Below are 15,561 nucleotides of genomic sequence, written 5' to 3' on the forward strand. Positions count from 1 at the left end.
GTCAGGAGCGTGGCGGAAGCGGCGGCGGGCGGATGAGCAACACCCGCATGTACCGGGACGGTGCTCTCGTCGACCAGGGCTTCCCCGCCTCGGAGGTCGGTGAGCGGCTGGCCGCCGACGACCGGGTGGTGATCTGGCTCGACATCTGCGGGCCGACCGAGGACGACCTCAGGCTGCTCGCCGAGGAACTCGGGATGCACGAACTGGCGCTCGAGGACGTCGTCCAGCAGGCCCAGCGGGCAAAACTCGACCGGTACGACACACACCTGTTCCTGAACACCTACATGGTGCGGCTGGGCGCGGCCGGCGGGCTGACCGACGACGAGGTGTCGGCGTTCGTCAAGCCCCGGGCGCTGGTGACGGTCCGCTACAGCGACCGGTTCGATCTCCGGCAGGTGCTGGCCCGCTGGGACGAGAGCGTCGAACTCGCCACGCACGGGGTCGCGTTCCTGCTCTACGGCCTGCTCGACACCCTGATCGACGGCCACTTCTCCGCGGTGCAGCAGCTCGACGCGACCCTGGAGCGAGTGCAGGCCGCGATGTTCAAGGACGGCCCCGGTGGTCAGGCGGCCGTTGACGGCCGGGCCGGCGGCCGAGCCGGCGACCCGGGTGACGGCCGGGCCGGCGAAAGTCGCGGCGGCGAGAGGCGGGGCGGTGACGGCCGGGGCGGTGACGGCCGGGGCGGTGACGGCCGGGGCGGTGACGGCCGGGGCGGTGACGGCCGGGGCGGTGACGGCCGGGGCGGTGACGGCCGGGGCGGTGACGGCCGGGGCGGTGATGCCATCGGTGTGATGGACCGCAACGAGGTGCAGCAGCGGATCTTCCTCGCCCGGCGGGACCTGGTGCGGCTGCGCCAGGTCACCCTGCCGATGCGGGAGGTGGTGAACGCGCTGATGCGTCCCACCATGCACACCGTCGACCAGGAGATGCTCCCGTACTACCAGGACCTGTACGACCACGTGCTGCGGGTGATCGAGTGGAGTGACTCGCTGCGCGACCTGAACACGACGATGCTGGAAACGAACCTGATGTTGCAGAACAACCAGCTCAACCTGATCGTGAAGCAGGTCACCGCGTGGGCGGCGGTGATCGCCGTACCGACGGCGGTGACCGGGTTCTTCGGGCAGAACCTCGCCTTCCCCTGGCGGCACACCCCGGCGGAATTCGTCATCTCGCTCATCGTGACGCTCGGGCTGGCGGTCGCCCTGTACGTGGTGTTCCGCCGCAAGAGCTGGATCTGACCGAGGGCCGGCGCGCACCTTCGGGCGCCCGCTTCGCCGCAGACGCGCTTCGGGGAGGCCGGCTGCGGGCCGGGCCTCCCCGAAACGTTCCGTCGACCGGGTTACCGGGAGCGGGACCAGAGGTCCTGCACGATGTCGGCGGCCTGGTCCTCCCACTGGGCGTACGCGAACGGGTACGCCGACACCTGCACCGCCTGGGCGGCGTCGGTCAGCGGCCGGTCCCACCAGCGGTCGACCCGCTTGAGACCCTCGAAGAACGCGGCGGCCGAGTAGTCACGATCCCGGATCTGGTCCGGCGAGCCCCAGCCCGACGACGGCCGCTGCTGGAACAGCCCCAGCGAGTCGTGGTCGTTCCACGCGCCCAGGTGGTCGAGGTTGCGCAGCTTCGACTCCTGGAGGGCGGTGGCGACGCCGATCACGGCGCCACGCTGACCCATGTCCATCTTGCGGGCCACCCGGACGATCTCCCGGGCGTTGTCCCGCTGCTCGTCGTCGAGGTCGATCCGCGACTGGTAGCCCTGCACCCCGTTCGGGATCAACTTGTCCCGGGATGCCCTGGCGTCCGAGTTCCCCCGGTCGGCGGGGCGGTAGCCGTCGCGGTGCGAGTCGTCGTCCCGCATCGACTGGCTGTACGCCGCCGACTGCGCGCCCGGGTCACCGGCTGCGGCGACCACGCCGACCGGGCCGGCCACCGCCGAGCAGGCGGCCGCGCAGGTGAGGCCCGCGACCGCCAGTGCGGACCGGCGGGCGATCGGAGTTTCCGCGACGGCTGGCAGCCGCCGGGTCACCGGATGTGCCGCGATGGCGGGGAGCCAGCGCGTACGAGCGGTCTCCGCGATGGCGGGGAGCCATCGTCCGAAGATCGGATTCATGGTTACCCCTTTCGATCTGGGATTCCGGGAGATTCCGGGAGGGACTGCTGCCGTCCTGGGCCGCTCGGCCCGCGGACAAGGAGGTACGCCCGCGATCCAGGGGGCTGACCTCGCGGGCGTACCGACATGAACAACGAGTCGGGCCAGTCCGGCATTCCGGATTCGCCCGCCCGGTGCCCGCCGCCGGTCCGCCCCGGGTTCCGTCCGGCTCCGGCCCGCGGAGGGCCGGCGGCAGGCCGGACAGACCAGCAAAATCGGGTACGGACGATCCGGACCCGCCTCCTTCCGGCTACCCTGAGCGCATGCAGTACGCCGCTGCGGCCGGAACCGGCGTCGCCTATCTGGCCCGCCCGGGCCGGCCTGCCGTAGTGAGCCCGACCGTGGCCGAGCTGACCGGCCCGACCCGGGGCACCGTCGTGCTGCCACTGCGGCTGATGTGGGGGCCGGAGCGCAGCTTCGACCTGGACGATCCCGACCAGCTGCTCTGGATGTACGAGAACGTCCTGCGCGAGACCACCCGCTCCGACGACCTGCGCCGCTATCTCAACGGCCGGGTGCTCCGCCGGGTCTGGTCCGCGCTGAACCTGCCCCGCGGGGTACGGGCGGCCTGGGAGCGACGGCACCCGTCGCTGGCCGCCGGTGATCGCCGGGCGGCATGACCACCACCCATCTCGACGACTTCTACCGCCAGGTCGCCCGGGTCGCCCTCTCCGTGGCCGACAAGCACGGGTTCGTGCTCGGCGGTGGGGTGGCCTGGGCGGCACACGGGCTGGTGTCCCGGCCCACCGAGGACGTCGACCTCTTCGCCGACGTCGACGGCGCGGCGGCCAGCGCCGAGGCGGAGGTCCGGACCGCGCTGGAGGCGGCCGGCTTCACCGTCGCCGACGAGGACCCGTCGAGCGACCTGGCCGGCCTGTTCAGCGGGTTCGAGCTGGACATGAAGGACTTCCTGGTCAGCCGGGGCGGCCGGCGGCTACGGCTCAGCCTCGGCCGGCTGGATCGGCACCGCAGCCCGGTGGTGATGGACCTCGGGCCGGTCATGCACGTCCAGGACCTGGTGGCCAGCAAGACCGCCGCCCTGGTCACCCGCCGCGAGGTTCGGGACTACATCGACGTCGCGGCAGCGCTCGACCGGTACGCCGTCGCCGACCTGATCCGGCTCGCCGCCGAGTACGACCCGGCGATCGAGCCGGAGGACATCGCCGCCGCCGGCCGCTACCTGGACCGACTGCCCGACCAGCGCTTCGCCCGGTACGGCCGGGACGCCGCACAGGTACGGTCGATCCGCGCGAAGCTCGCCGGCTGGCCACGCTGACCCGGGCCTCTCCCCCGACCCGGCACGGGACATGCCGAAGGCCGGACCCGAGTCGGATCCGGCCTTCGTTCCTGCCTTAGCTGTTGTTCCAGGTGTTGGCGACCAGGTCGGCGGCCAGGTCCTCCCACTGCGCGTACGCGTCGGGGTAGGCCGAGACCTGTACCTTCTGCGCGGCCACGGTCAGCGGCAGGTCCTGCCAACCGTCAACCTGCTTCAGCCCCTTGAGGAACGCGATGGTCGAGTACTCCGGATCGGTGATCTGCTCCGGCGAACCCCAACCCGACGACGGTCGCTGCTGGAACAGGCCCAGCGAGTCGTGGTCGTTGCGGTCACCCAGGTGACCCAGGTTCTCCAACTTCGACTCCTGCAACGAGGTACCCACGGCGATCACCGCGGCACGCTCGTCCAGACCCGCCTTCTTCGTCGCCTTCACGATCGCCTTCACGTTGTCGGACTGCTCACCCGACAGCGCAATCCGCGACTGCTCACCCTGCGCACCGTGCGGGACCAGCTTGTCCCGCGACGGCTTACGATCCTTGCCCTCGCGCTTGTCACGCTTGTCGCTCTTACGGTCCTTCTCGTTCTTGTGGTCCTTGTCGCTCTTGTGGTCGTTGCCCTTGTCGGCCATGACCGACTGCGACACCGGCGAAGCGACATGCTCGGGCGCGGCGTGAGCGGCCACGGCGGGGCCGGCGACAGCGCCACCGACGAACGCCAGACCAGCAACACCCAGAGCGGTCCTACGAACCAGAGAGGTCTGCTCGATGGCCGGGAGCCATCGGCTGAACAGAGTCGTGTTCATGATGGTCTACCTTCCAATCGGGGGAACAACACCCCACAGGGGGAAAACCGGGGTGTCATTGGAAATCACACGTCCCGAGACTGTCGAAGCCTCCAGGGACGAAAGAAGGTTCGCCTGGCACACGCGCACGGGGGGTGCTGGTACTCAGGCGAACACCATATGTAACGACCGGCGGCCCCGGATCATTCCCCGAGGCCCGACCACCCGCCCAGCTCACAGGCGGTGCTACTCGGCCGTACGCATGGTGTAACGACCGAGCCCCCGCCAACATTCCACCGCCGACAGTTGATCACCAATCGGAACCGGACATCGGTGACGGACGCACCTCCGATGTCCCACTAGCATGGCGAGATGGCGCTCGACCTGTTTGCCGGTATACCGGTCAACGACTACCCGGCGGCACTGGCCTGGTACGAAAAGCTGCTTGGATCCCCGCCGACGTTCATCGCCAGCGACAGCGAGGCGGTGTGGGAACTCGCCGAGCATCGGTCGCTCGTCATCGAACATCGACCGGAGCATGCCGGTCACGCCCTGCACACCGTCTTCGTTGACGACTTCGACGCCCTGTTGGCCAAGACGGCTGAGCGGGGACTCCAACCGGCGCGACGGGAGACGTACTCCAACGGGGTGCGGAAGGCCACGTACGTCGACCCCGACGGAAACGAGATCGGATTCGGCGGAGCCCCGCTCTGACCGGGAACCACGTACGCTCAGGCGCGTACGGGTGAAATCGCATCCGTAGGGTTTGACTGTGCGCCGGAGGACGCCTCGTACATGGATCGGGCATTGGTCACCATCTAGTACGGCGACCGCCGTTCGCGATTTTCGGTCGATCTGGTGTCTGGTGGTCTTTACGGGTGCGCTGCTTGGAGGATGGCGGCGAGAGCGTCGATCGTTTCCTGCGCCTCGGTTTGGTCGGTCTCGGTCGTCCATCCTTGATGCCATGGCCCGCCGGGAGCGGCCACGAAGTGCAGCGCTTCGAGCGCGGACGCGGCAAGGTCCGGCACTGGCTCGGGCAGAATCACTGCGCCCGGTTCGTCGGACACTTGCGTAAGGCGGTGCTGTAGGTGCTCGCCGCCGGGAAGGGTAGCGGCAACCAGGGCTGCCGCCGCGACTACTTCGTCGGGGAAATACTCCCGCCAGAGCAGGTCGCGGTTGGCAAGGACGTAGCCGAACATGTGTCGTAGTGCTTCGGCGCGCTGTTGTGGCGGTCGCTCCGCGAGTTCGTCAAGGAAGTCCAGTGCGCCGTCACTGCTGAACGGTCCGGTTCCAAACGTGCCCACATCACCCTCGCCTCGATAGACGGCCACCGCCGATCATCAACGGTTGTGGACCTAACTGGAGATCGCGCGGCGGCCGCGCGCCACAGCGTAAACCCTGAGCCGTGGCAGCGGATTCCGGCCGGGATACTCGACTCGCTCGCAGGCCGGTTCGGGCGGGTGGAGACTCGTCGCACGCCGGCGGTATTCGTGACGGGTCCGCTGTCCGATCTTGAGGTGAAGACGTGCTGGCAGTTGGCGGAGCAGCCTGGACAGGCCCGACCGGACGCCGTGCAGCGGCTGCTATTCCGGGCGGTGTGGATTACCCGCTGTCCGTGACGACCTGCGGCAGTTGATCGCCGACCGGTTCGGTGACCCGGCCGCGGTCCTGATCCTGAAGGTGTTCCTCGACTACGCCAGCAAGCACGGCCACACTTTGATCGACCGGCGGGTCTGCCTGCCGGTGTTGTGGACCGACGACCGCGATCGGTGTCGGGTGCGCCGGATCAAGAGTCCACCCTGCTAATGACCTGGCCTGACTCGATGACGTGTGCACCGAGGTAGACCCCGACGACAGCGGCCAGCCCAGCCTCCTGGTCTGCCGCAACAGCACCACCGGCGAGTTAGGACTCCTGCTACCGCTGCACCAACCTCGCACTTACAGCCCTCGCCATTCTAGCGATCTGCGCGCCGACGCCATGCCCCACGAGACCGACGCCCCCACCGACACTGCTTGATCAGGCTGATCGCCAACGAGTACTAGCCCTCTGATCATCACTTGCATCATTCGCTCGATCAGCGACCACACCCGCCGTCTCCCCTGGTCACAGTGGCGACGACGTCACCGAGCCCGAGCGCGACAATCCCACTACACACGCCGGCTCAACCTGGAACTACAACAGTGATCACGAAGCGGCTGCCGTACTAGGCGACGTCGGGCCGGGTCATCAGTGGCGACCGTAGGTGCAACGCCAGATCAGGACCGGTCAGGGGCACGGTGCTCCACGTCGCGACCGCTGTCCCCGTCTCGGCGTCGACCACCAGCCGCACCCGGTGCGGGGTGGTGATGACGTAAAGGTCGGCGACGAACGTGTTGCCCTGCCAGGCGCCGGTTGCGACGACAGGGCGGCCGAGCGGTGAGCTTTCTCGCCATGCGCCGTGGCCGACCTCGACCGTGAGGAGCGACCCGAGTCGCAGGAGCCACCCACGGTCTACCGGATCGAGGATCACCGTGGTGCCGGCGGGTAGCGCCGAATTCTCGACGGAGGCGTCGAGTTCCGCCTTGATGGAACGCTCAGGGGCGGCCGAGCCCGGCACGGGTGTGAGTGAGAGCCGCCGCAACCGCTCGGCGAGGATCTCGTCCTCCCGGGCACTTACCGGGTCGTCCAGGCCGGGCAGCAGGCAATCCCACAGGACGGCCGGCATTGCCTCACCCTGCGTTATCGCACCGGTCACGACGACCACGAGGTCGTGCGACGGGACGACCACGCATTGCTGACCGAAGGCTCCTTCGGCACGGTAACCGTGACGCGATATCCAGAACTGGTAGCCGTACCCGCAAAGCAGGTCGGGGTTCTCCGACCAGTCCTCGATCTGCTGCGTCTCGATGTGCCGTCTGGTCGCGAGCCGCACCCATTCGCGCGGGACGAGCTGCCGGCCGCCCCAGAGGCCCTCGCGCAGCAGCAGTTCGCCGAAGGCGGCGACGGCCTCGGTCGTGAGATGCAGTCCGTGGAAGCCGAAGGTGGCCCCGCTCGCCACCCGGTCCCATTCGGCGTGGTCGACGCCCATCGGCTTGAAGAGGCGGTCGTCGAGCAGTTCCGGGAGGCTGCGGCCCGTGACCCGCTCCACCATCCGGGCCAGGATGAAGGTAGTCGGATTGTCGTAGGCGTGCCGTGTTCCCTCGACCTCGAGGAACGGTACGCGTAGGAAGCCCTTCACCAGGTCGCCCGGTTCCAGTTGCCAGGCCTCGGCGAGGCTGTCCGTGCGGTGTCCGGTTGTCATGGACAGCAGGTGGTGAACGGTCAGGCGACGTCCCTGCTCCGAGACTTCGGCCGGGACGTGGTCGGGCAACACGTCCACCACCCGATCAGCCAGCGAGAGCAGTCCGTCGGCGATCGCAAGCCCCACGGCGACCGAGGTGAACGACTTGGTCAGCGAGTAGAGGAGGTGCGGTCGTTCGGCGGAGTACGGCGCCCACCAGCCTTCGGCGACAACGTGACCGTGGCGTACGACCATTATGGAGTGACACTCGACGGATTGCGCTTCGAGCCGGTCCAGTAGCGCGGCAACTGCGCGGGCCGACACCCCCATGGCAGCCGGTGTCGAGCGCGGCAGCAGGGTGCGCTGAGAAGGCATTCAAGCACCCTAACAAGATCACTCAGTCGAGCTTGTGGAATATCGCCCGGAGCCAATCCTGCCGATCTTGGGCAGTGGACAATCAGCGTCGACGTGCGATCACGCCGGTACTCCAGCACCCTGGAGCCGTAAAGAAGGGGGCCGTCCAGCGACTACGGCGATTCCGGTACCCCCACGGCCGGCATCCTGGCGCTCAAGCAGTGACAGGACCTGGTCGCTCGCTACGCCAGAATTGGCGTGGCGCGAACCCTTCACGTCGCAGCCAGTGCTCGGTATAAACGACACGTTCCGCCTCGACGACCACGAGTGTGTCCTGAGGCGGCTCGGACAACGGTCGTCCCCGCTCGGCGTGCTCGTTCTCCCACCGGAACGCCGTCCAGTAGTGCGCGCGGTCCGGATGCTCCGGGTCAAGCACCCTTGCAGTTCCGAACAGTTGAGCGCCACGGCTGCTGGCCAGCCCGACCAGCGGCGCGAAGATTCCGATGGACACCCGCGGATCCGCAGCGAGGTTGCGCATCTTCGGTGAACGCGGTGCAGCGGTGAAGAGCACGGCGAAGCCAAGCGAGTAGTACCGCACCGGGGTGGCCAGCGGCCCGTCCGGACCCGTGGTCGCGAGCACGCACATGTTCTGCGACGACAGGAGGTTGAGGATGCGCTCCTCAAGCCGCTGACGATCGAGTCGCTTGGTCGGCGTGGGCCCGGACAGCCAGGGGTTCGTCAACGGCATGTAGCGACCTCGATCATGACGAGCACCCTACCCACCTGACTGTCCGTCCGGCCGCCATGATCGGCAGGACTCGGCCTAACCCGTCATTGCCAGTCGGTCCGCCAGTTCGCCGAGGTGACTCTCCACCCGCGCCCGGTCGTAACCGCGCAGGCTCACGGTGGAGTCGGAACATGTCCGGAGACGCCGCTGGCCGGGTCCCCTGTGGTGGGGACCCGGCCAGCGGGTGGTGCGGTCGTGTTGTTTGGTTGTCTTAGCTGTTGTTCCAGGTGTTGGCGACCAGGTCGGCGGCCAGGTCCTCCCACTGCGCGTACGCGTCGGGGTAGGCCGAGACCTGTACCTTCTGCGCGGCCACGGTCAGCGGCAGGTCCTGCCAACCGTCAACCTGCTTCAGCCCCTTGAGGAACGCGATGGTCGAGTACTCCGGATCGGTGATCTGCTCCGGCGAACCCCAACCCGACGACGGTCGCTGCTGGAACAGGCCCAGCGAGTCGTGGTCGTTGCGGTCACCCAGGTGACCCAGGTTCTCCAACTTCGACTCCTGCAACGAGGTACCCACGGCGATCACCGCGGCACGCTCGTCCAGACCCGCCTTCTTGGTGGCCTTCACGATCGCCTTCACGTTGTCGGACTGCTCACCCGACAGCGCAATCCGCGACTGACCACCCTGCACACCATGCGGCACCAAACGATCCCGCGACGGCTTGCCCTTACGGTCCTTGTCACGCTTCTCGCTCTTACGGTCCTTCTCGTTCTTGTGGTCCTTGTCGCTCTTGTGGTCCTTGTCGGCCATGACCGACTGCGACACCGGCGAAGCGACATGCTCGGGCGCGGCGTGAGCGGCCACGGCGGGGCCGGCGACAGCGCCACCGACGAACGCCAGACCAGCAACACCCAGAGCGGTCTTACGAACCAGAGAAGTCTGCTCGATGGCCGGGAGCCATCGGCTGAACAGAGTCGTGTTCATGATGGTCTACCTTCCAATCGGGGGTGAACACCCCATGGGGGACGGGGTGTCATCGGAGATATCCCGAGACCGTCACGGTCTCCAGGGACGAAAGAAAGTTCGCCCGGCACTACAGGCACCGGGGGGGGTGCTGGTACTCAGGCGAACACCATATGTAACGACCGGCGGCCCCGGATCATTCCCCGAGGCCCGACCACCAGCCCAGCTCACAGGCGGTGGTACTCGGCCGTACCCGAGATGTAACGACCGCGAGCCCGCCAACATTCCACCGTCAGCAGTTGATCAAAAGGCCAAACCCGGACATCCGAGCGGACACCTCAGAATGCGGGGCACATCCGGCGCCTGCGCGGCCCAGCTCTACGTGACGGTTAGCCAGGCACGCCAACGAGGTGTGATGAGGGCTGTGATCTCGTCATAGCCGGCCGAACCCGGGTGCGCGCCATCACCGGTACGAACCTCGCGGGTCCACACGGCGCTCTTACGCAACGAGGACTGCACCGCGACGTACGGTACGCCCGCTTCGCGACAGGTCCGCGCAAACGCGTCGTCGAGCGAGGCCAACCGTACATTCTGAGCGTCATCGTCGACCGGTGGCGGACCGACGACAAGGACGCGCCAGCCCTGGCCGGCAGCCTGGTCGAGCATCCGGGTCAGGGTGGCCGCCGACCGTTCGGGCGTCACCCGGGGCCGGCCGTTCTCCTCGGTGGTGTCGTTGACCCCGAACGACATCACGACACGGAGGTCGTTGCCGTCCCGTAGCCGCAGCAAACACTCTGCACGCCAACGGGCGAGGATGTCGTCGGACGTCTGCCGGCGTACGCCGAGGTTGTAGGTCGTGAGCGGTTGCCCGTCGGCGCAGGTTCGTGCCGCGAGCCGGCCCACCCAGCCCAGGCAGCGCGGATCGCCGACGCCCAGCACGAAGGAGTCGCCGACGAAGCAGACGCGCAGGTCACGGATCACGCGTGCAGTGTCTCAGGCGCTGCCGGCAGAACGGCCAGCTGGCCACTCCGGTGTTCCCGAGCGCGACCAGGCACGACCAGGCTGCCTGCGCGTTACGCACCATCCGAGTCGACTTTCGCCGTTCGGAGGAAACTCCCACAGCTGTCCCACTCGCACGCAGTCCGCCCGGCGAAACAGGTTTCCCGGTGCAGTGAGGTCACGGACCTCGCGGGACTCGCCCACCGGCTATGGGCGCACCCTCAGCCGGACGTGGGCCGAGTGAACTCGGGCTGATCGAGTACGCGCAGCCAGGATCCGTCAGGCTGGCGGCGTACCACCTGTGCCCGGGCGCCGGCACCGTCCTTGGCTACGGTCGAAGTGAGTGCGAGATCGCCGCTGACGAGCGTCGGAAGCGGCTCCTCCGGTTCGAAGTGTGGGCGGTTCGCGAGTACCTTCGTCCAGAGCGCCTGGATCGCGGCCCGGCCGACAGTCTGGCCGCCGGGCGGGTACGCCAGCACCGCATCCTCGGCGTAGAGCGCCGCGACGCCCTCGGCGTCTCCCGCGTTGGAACGCTCGACGAACAGCCGGGTGATCTCCTCCGGTCGCATTGCCTTCTCGTAATCCGCCATGTGGATCCTCTCGATTCCTGCTGTATCCCCTGACGGATCGAGCATGCACGGAGCAAAATCAGAAGTACAACAGCTAATTCTGATGACATCTAGAATCAGCAGTTATGGAGCTGAGGCAGCTGGAGTACCTCGTGGCGGTTGCCGAGGAGGCAAGCTTCACCCGGGCCGCAGAGCGCGTTCGGATCAGCCAGTCCGGGGTGAGCGCGCAGATCCGGCAACTCGAACGCGAACTCGGGGCGACCCTCATCGACCGCTCGGCCAGGACGGCGACCCTGACGGCTGCGGGCAGGGTCGCTCTGGAGTACGCGCGCGCCACGCTTGCCTCCGCAGCCGCACTACGGCAAACCGTCGGCGAAGTGACCGGCCTGATCCGTGGCCAACTCACCGTCGGCATGATCGTCGGGTGCACGGTGACCCCGCTCTTCGAGGCGCTCGAGGCGTTCCACCGGGCCCATCCGCAGGTCGAGCTGACCCTGTTGGAGGACAACTCCGACCGACTCGTCGAGGGCGTCCGGTCCGCCGCGATCGACCTCGCCCTGATCGGTACGGCCGAAGCCACGCCGGTCGGGCTGAACGCGCTGACGATCGTCAGCGAACGACTGGTGGCGCTGGTACCGCCGGAACATCCACTCGCGGCGCGGGAGAAAATCGGCTTGGCCGACATCGCGGAGCATCCGGTCATCTGCATGCCGGAGGGCACCGGGATCCGAACCGTGTTCGACCGGGCCTGCGTCAACCGCCGCGTCCAGCCGACCATCGCCTTGCAGGCTAGTGCTGCCACCACCATCGTCGAGCTGGCGATCCGAGGGCTCGGAGTCGCGATTCTCAGCGAGTCCATGACTGACGAGTACGAGGACCGGCTGACCGCGCTCCGGGTGCGCGACGTTGACATCCCGGCGCTACTGGCACTGGTTTGGAAACCCACGCAGAGCCCTGCCCTTGCCCGACTGGTCCGGTACAGCCGAGACGCCTTCGCCCCCGTCCAGGCAGAGAGCACGACGTAACCCTTCCTCGATCGCACTCTTCCTCGGGTATCGGCGCGCCTGCTCGGCAGGCGCTCGGGATTCGGAAATGCCGCTGGCCGGGTCCCCTGTGGTGGGGACCCGGCCAGCGGGTGGTGCGGTCGTGTTTGTTTGGTTGTCTTTAGCTGTTGTTCCAGGTGTTGGCGACCAGGTCGGCGGCCAGGTCTTCCCACTGCGCGTACGCGTCGGGGTAGGCCGAGACCTGTACCTTCTGCGCGGCCACGGTCAGCGGCAGGTCCTGCCAACCGTCGACCTGCTTCAGCCCCTTGAGGAACGCGATGGTCGAGTACTCCGGATCGGTGATCTGCTCCGGCGAACCCCAACCCGAACTGGGTCGCTGCTGGAACAGGCCCAGCGAGTCGTGGTCGTTGCGGTCACCCAGGTGACCCAGGTTCTCCAACTTCGACTCCTGAAGACTCGTACCCACGGCGATCACCGCGGCACGCTCGTCCAGACCCGCCTTCTTCGTCGCCTTCACGATCGCCTTCACGTTGTCGGACTGCTCACCCGACAGCGCAATCCGCGACTGCTTACCCTGCGCACCATGCGGGACCAGCTTGTCCCGCGACGGCTTACGATCCTTCTCGCGCTTGTCACGCTTCTCGCTCGTACGGTCCTTCTCGTTCTTGTGGTCCTTGTCGCTCTTGTGGTCCTTGTCGCTCTTGTGGTCCTTGTCGCTCTTGTGGTCGTTGCCCTTGTCGGCCATGACCGACTGCGACACCGGCGAAGCGACATGCTCGGGGGCGGCGTGAGCGGCCACGGCGGGGCCGGCGACAGCGCCACCGACGAACGCCAGGCCAGCAACACCCAGAGCGGTCTTACGAACCAGGGAAGTCTGCTCGATGGCCGGGAGCCATCGGCTGAACAGAGTCGTGTTCATGATGGTCTACCTTCCAATCGGGGGAACAACACCCCATGGGGGAAAACCGGGGTGTCATTGGAAATCACACGTCCCGAGACCGTCACGGCCTCCAGGGACGAAAGAAGGTTCGCCCGGCACACGCGCACGGGGGGGTGCTGGTACTCAGGCGAACACCATATGTAACGACCGGCGACCCCGGATCATTCCCCGAGGCCCGGCCACCAGCCCAGCTCACAGGCGGTGGTACTCGGCCGTACCCGAGATGTAACGACCGACTGCCCAACCGCATTCCACCGCACCAAGTTGATCAAGCGAAGGTGGAGAGTTCGGGTCGGACAACAAAGCCGTCGCGTCGAAACGTCACCCGGACCCGACACACGTGCCGGACAACCATCGAGCCCGCCTGGGCGCCACGTCCTGGCCGCGCGGATCGTCCCTCGGAAGCAGTGAGGGCGACGAGCGGCTGCCCGACGACGGTGAGATCGACGATCACGCCGGAGTCGAGCAGCCGCAACGGTCGCTCGGTGCGACCGCACCGGACCGGGACGATGGGGACACCCCGGTCAAGGGCGATGGGGGCACCTGCCGGTCAAGGACCCTCTCCGGTCAACGCCCAGGGCGGACGACACCCGCCGCCCCGCCGCCGCGCCGTACCGGTTCCGCCGACGCCACCAGGCCGTGCCGACCGGTGAACTCGATCGCGGTGGCCGCACCGAGTTCGGCGGTACTCGTGAACCGCGGATGGCCGAGCGCGTCGAGTGCACTGCCGTACGCGCTGACGAACGCCGGTTCTGCCTGAGGCGCGGCACTGTTGCGCTGTGAGGCCCGGGGTGCCGCCATCGCCTCCGGCAGAGACATCCCGAGGTCGATCCGGTTGACCAGTACCTGCAGCACGGTGGTGATGATGGTGGCACCACCGGGGGTGCCGAGCGCCAGGAACGGGCGGCCGTCGTCGAGCACGATCGTCGGCGACATCGAACTGCGGGGGCGCTTGCCCGGCGCCGGCAGATTCGGATCGGGAGCGGCTCCCGGGGTCTGTGCGAACGTGAAGTCGGTCAACTCGTTGTTGAGCAGGAATCCGCGTCCGGGTACCACCATCGCGTTCCCGCCGGTCTGTTCGATCGTCAGGGTGTACTCGACGACGTTGCCCCACCGGTCGGCCACCGTCAGGTTCGTGGTGCTCTGCCCGGGGTTGGGCTCGGCACCCGCCGCGCCGGTCGCGCAGTCGCCGTATCTTCCGTCGGGTTCGCCGGGCGGTACCGGCTTCGGCGCGGCCCGGCCAGGGTCGAGCTGGCAGGCCCGCTCGGCCGCGTACCGGTCGCTGAGCAGTTCGTCGAGGATCCGCCGGGAGGTGCCGTCGGCGACGTACCGGTTCCGGTCGGCGTAGGCCAGGGCGCTCGCCTCCAGGTAGTGGTGCAGCGCCTCCGTCACCGTCATCTTGGCCAGGTCGAACCGTTCCAGGATGTTCAGCGCCTCGCCGACGGCGACACCGCCGCTCGACGGCGTCGACATGCCGTACACCTGGTAGCCCCGGTAGTCGGACCGGGTCGGCGCGGGGAACCGCAGCTCGTAGCGGGCGAGGTCGGCCGGGGTCATCCCGCCGGGTTGGATCGGGTACTGCCAGGGCACGGTCGGGTCGGCGGCGACCGGCGGGCGGCGCACCGCCTCGACGAGGTCCGCGCCGATCGGGCCGGTGTAGAAGACGTCGATGCCGCGCCGGGCGATCTGCCGGTAGGTGTCGGCCAGGTCCCGGTTGCGCTGGATGGAACCGACCGCCGGTGGTTGGCCGCCCGGCAGGTAGAGCTTCCGGGTCGCGTCGAACTGGGCGAACGCCGCCTCGTTCTCCGCCACCTGCTGCCGGAACGTCGCGTCGACCACGAACCCCCGCCCGGCCACCTCGGCGGCCGGGGCGAGCGCCGCCGACAGCGGCCGGCTGCCCCACCTGCGCAACGCCTCGTGCCAGGTCAACAGCGTCCCGGGTACGCCGACCGACAGGCCGCTGACCCGAGCCTGCTGAAAGGGGTACGGAGTGCCGCTGGCCGGGTCGACGAAGGAGTCCGCTCGGATGGAGGCGGGTGCCGACTCCCGGCCGTCGATGGTGTGCACCCGGCGGGTACGCGCGTCGTAGTAGACGAAGAAGCCGCCACCGCCGATACCGGCCGAGAACGGCTCGGTCACGCCGAGCGTGGCGGCCGCCGCCACCGCCGCGTCGACCGCGTTGCCACCGCGACGGAGTACGTCCAGGCCGACGGCGGTAGCAGTGGGGTCGACAGTGGACACGGCACCGCCGTACCCGTGCGCGGTCGGCGTCTTGGGTGGTTCGCCGGAGTGGCCGGCGGCGGCCGGTGCGGCGCTGGCCGGCGCCGACGTGACGACCAGGGTGACGGCCACGACGCCGGCCACCGCCATCCGGGCTGTTGCCCTCTTGGTGAGCCTCATTGCCCCTCCACGGTCAGGTTGCGTCCTTGATATGCCCTCGGCGGCGGTGCGGCAACTGGAGGCGGCGTCGAGGGGCAACCCCGGCCGACGATCTGCGTCTGCCCGCCCCCGGCGGCGGCTTTCGCCGGCGCACTC

At 68.3% G+C, this 15,561-nt stretch carries 16 protein-coding genes; 6 read left to right on the top strand and 10 right to left on the bottom strand.

The annotated features are described in order from the left end of the window. Nucleotides 1-32: 32 nt before the first annotated feature. Nucleotides 33-1,241 carry a magnesium transporter CorA family protein gene (locus C6361_RS04030; protein WP_107266794.1) on the top strand — a complete coding sequence of 403 codons (1,209 nt, stop codon included), beginning with the start codon at nt 33-35 and terminating at the stop codon, nt 1,239-1,241. 101 nt (nt 1,242-1,342) lie between these two features. Here C6361_RS04030 and C6361_RS04035 read toward each other — a convergent pair whose 3' ends face one another. Next, a complete protein-coding gene (locus C6361_RS04035; protein WP_107255853.1) occupies nt 1,343-2,113 on the bottom strand; it encodes a hypothetical protein in 771 nt (256 codons plus the stop codon). Nucleotides 2,114-2,415: 302 nt separating this feature from the next. On the opposite strand from C6361_RS04035, the gene C6361_RS04040 reads away from it, so the two are divergent. Both C6361_RS04040 and C6361_RS04045 read left to right on the top strand, forming a co-directional pair. Then, the gene (locus tag C6361_RS04040; protein ID WP_107255854.1) at nt 2,416-2,772 is read left to right on the top strand and encodes a hypothetical protein; all 357 of its coding nucleotides are present in this window, start codon (nt 2,416-2,418) and stop codon (nt 2,770-2,772) included. Then, the gene (locus C6361_RS04045; protein ID WP_107255855.1) at nt 2,769-3,428 is read left to right on the top strand and encodes a nucleotidyl transferase AbiEii/AbiGii toxin family protein; all 660 of its coding nucleotides are present in this window, start codon (nt 2,769-2,771) and stop codon (nt 3,426-3,428) included. The genes C6361_RS04040 and C6361_RS04045 overlap by 4 nt, the downstream gene beginning before the upstream one ends. Nucleotides 3,429-3,504: 76 nt before the next feature. Here the strand turns inward: C6361_RS04045 and C6361_RS04050 are convergent, their stop codons facing one another. After that, nucleotides 3,505-4,230, bottom strand: coding sequence for a hypothetical protein (locus tag C6361_RS04050; RefSeq protein ID WP_107266795.1), 726 nt, complete (start codon nt 4,228-4,230; stop codon nt 3,505-3,507). Nucleotides 4,231-4,581: 351 nt separating this feature from the next. Between C6361_RS04050 and C6361_RS04055 the strand changes: the two genes are divergently transcribed. Further along, complete coding sequence (locus C6361_RS04055) at nt 4,582-4,923, top strand: VOC family protein (RefSeq protein ID WP_107266796.1); 342 nt, start codon at nt 4,582-4,584, stop codon at nt 4,921-4,923. Nucleotides 4,924-5,081: 158 nt separating this feature from the next. Here C6361_RS04055 and C6361_RS04060 read toward each other — a convergent pair whose 3' ends face one another. After that, complete coding sequence (locus C6361_RS04060; RefSeq protein ID WP_107266797.1) at nt 5,082-5,540, bottom strand: DUF4259 domain-containing protein; 459 nt, start codon at nt 5,538-5,540, stop codon at nt 5,082-5,084. Between the two features lie 301 nt (nt 5,541-5,841). Here C6361_RS04060 and C6361_RS36830 point away from each other — a divergent pair, with 301 nt between their 5' ends. Then, nucleotides 5,842-6,015 carry a hypothetical protein gene (locus C6361_RS36830; protein WP_159079161.1) on the top strand — a complete coding sequence of 58 codons (174 nt, stop codon included), beginning with the start codon at nt 5,842-5,844 and terminating at the stop codon, nt 6,013-6,015. A 398-nt stretch (nt 6,016-6,413) separates the two neighbouring features. Here the strand turns inward: C6361_RS36830 and C6361_RS04065 are convergent, their stop codons facing one another. The 5 genes from C6361_RS04065 to C6361_RS04085 all read right to left on the bottom strand — a co-directional run bounded on the left by C6361_RS04065 (nt 6,414) and on the right by C6361_RS04085 (nt 11,082). Then, complete coding sequence (locus C6361_RS04065) at nt 6,414-7,844, bottom strand: serine hydrolase (RefSeq protein WP_234359311.1); 1,431 nt, start codon at nt 7,842-7,844, stop codon at nt 6,414-6,416. A gap of 193 nt (nt 7,845-8,037) precedes the next feature. After that, nucleotides 8,038-8,571, bottom strand: a complete 534-nt coding sequence (locus C6361_RS04070; RefSeq protein ID WP_107266798.1) for a pyridoxamine 5'-phosphate oxidase family protein — start codon at nt 8,569-8,571, stop codon at nt 8,038-8,040. A 250-nt stretch (nt 8,572-8,821) separates the two neighbouring features. Beyond that, nucleotides 8,822-9,535: a hypothetical protein gene (locus C6361_RS04075; RefSeq protein WP_107266799.1), complete on the bottom strand. Its 714-nt coding sequence runs from the start codon at nt 9,533-9,535 to the stop codon at nt 8,822-8,824. 357 nt (nt 9,536-9,892) lie between these two features. After that, nucleotides 9,893-10,495 (bottom strand): GDSL-type esterase/lipase family protein, encoded by a 603-nt coding sequence (locus C6361_RS04080; RefSeq protein WP_107266800.1) that lies wholly within the window; start codon nt 10,493-10,495, stop codon nt 9,893-9,895. 239 nt (nt 10,496-10,734) lie between these two features. Then, nucleotides 10,735-11,082, bottom strand: coding sequence for a nuclear transport factor 2 family protein (locus tag C6361_RS04085; protein ID WP_107266801.1), 348 nt, complete (start codon nt 11,080-11,082; stop codon nt 10,735-10,737). A 125-nt stretch (nt 11,083-11,207) separates the two neighbouring features. Between C6361_RS04085 and C6361_RS04090 the strand changes: the two genes are divergently transcribed. Continuing rightward, nucleotides 11,208-12,107, top strand: a complete 900-nt coding sequence (locus C6361_RS04090) for a LysR family transcriptional regulator (protein WP_107266802.1) — start codon at nt 11,208-11,210, stop codon at nt 12,105-12,107. 139 nt (nt 12,108-12,246) lie between these two features. Here C6361_RS04090 and C6361_RS37985 read toward each other — a convergent pair whose 3' ends face one another. Together C6361_RS37985 and ggt are read right to left on the bottom strand one after the other, a co-directional pair. After that, nucleotides 12,247-13,005, bottom strand: a complete 759-nt coding sequence (locus C6361_RS37985; RefSeq protein WP_234359312.1) for a hypothetical protein — start codon at nt 13,003-13,005, stop codon at nt 12,247-12,249. Nucleotides 13,006-13,593: 588 nt separating this feature from the next. Beyond that, a complete protein-coding gene (gene ggt, locus C6361_RS04100; RefSeq protein ID WP_369931265.1) occupies nt 13,594-15,426 on the bottom strand; it encodes a gamma-glutamyltransferase in 1,833 nt (610 codons plus the stop codon). Nucleotides 15,427-15,561: the final 135 nt, after the last annotated feature.

The sequence above is a fragment of the Plantactinospora sp. BC1 genome (assembly GCF_003030345.1).
Lineage (GTDB): Bacteria > Actinomycetota > Actinomycetes > Mycobacteriales > Micromonosporaceae > Plantactinospora.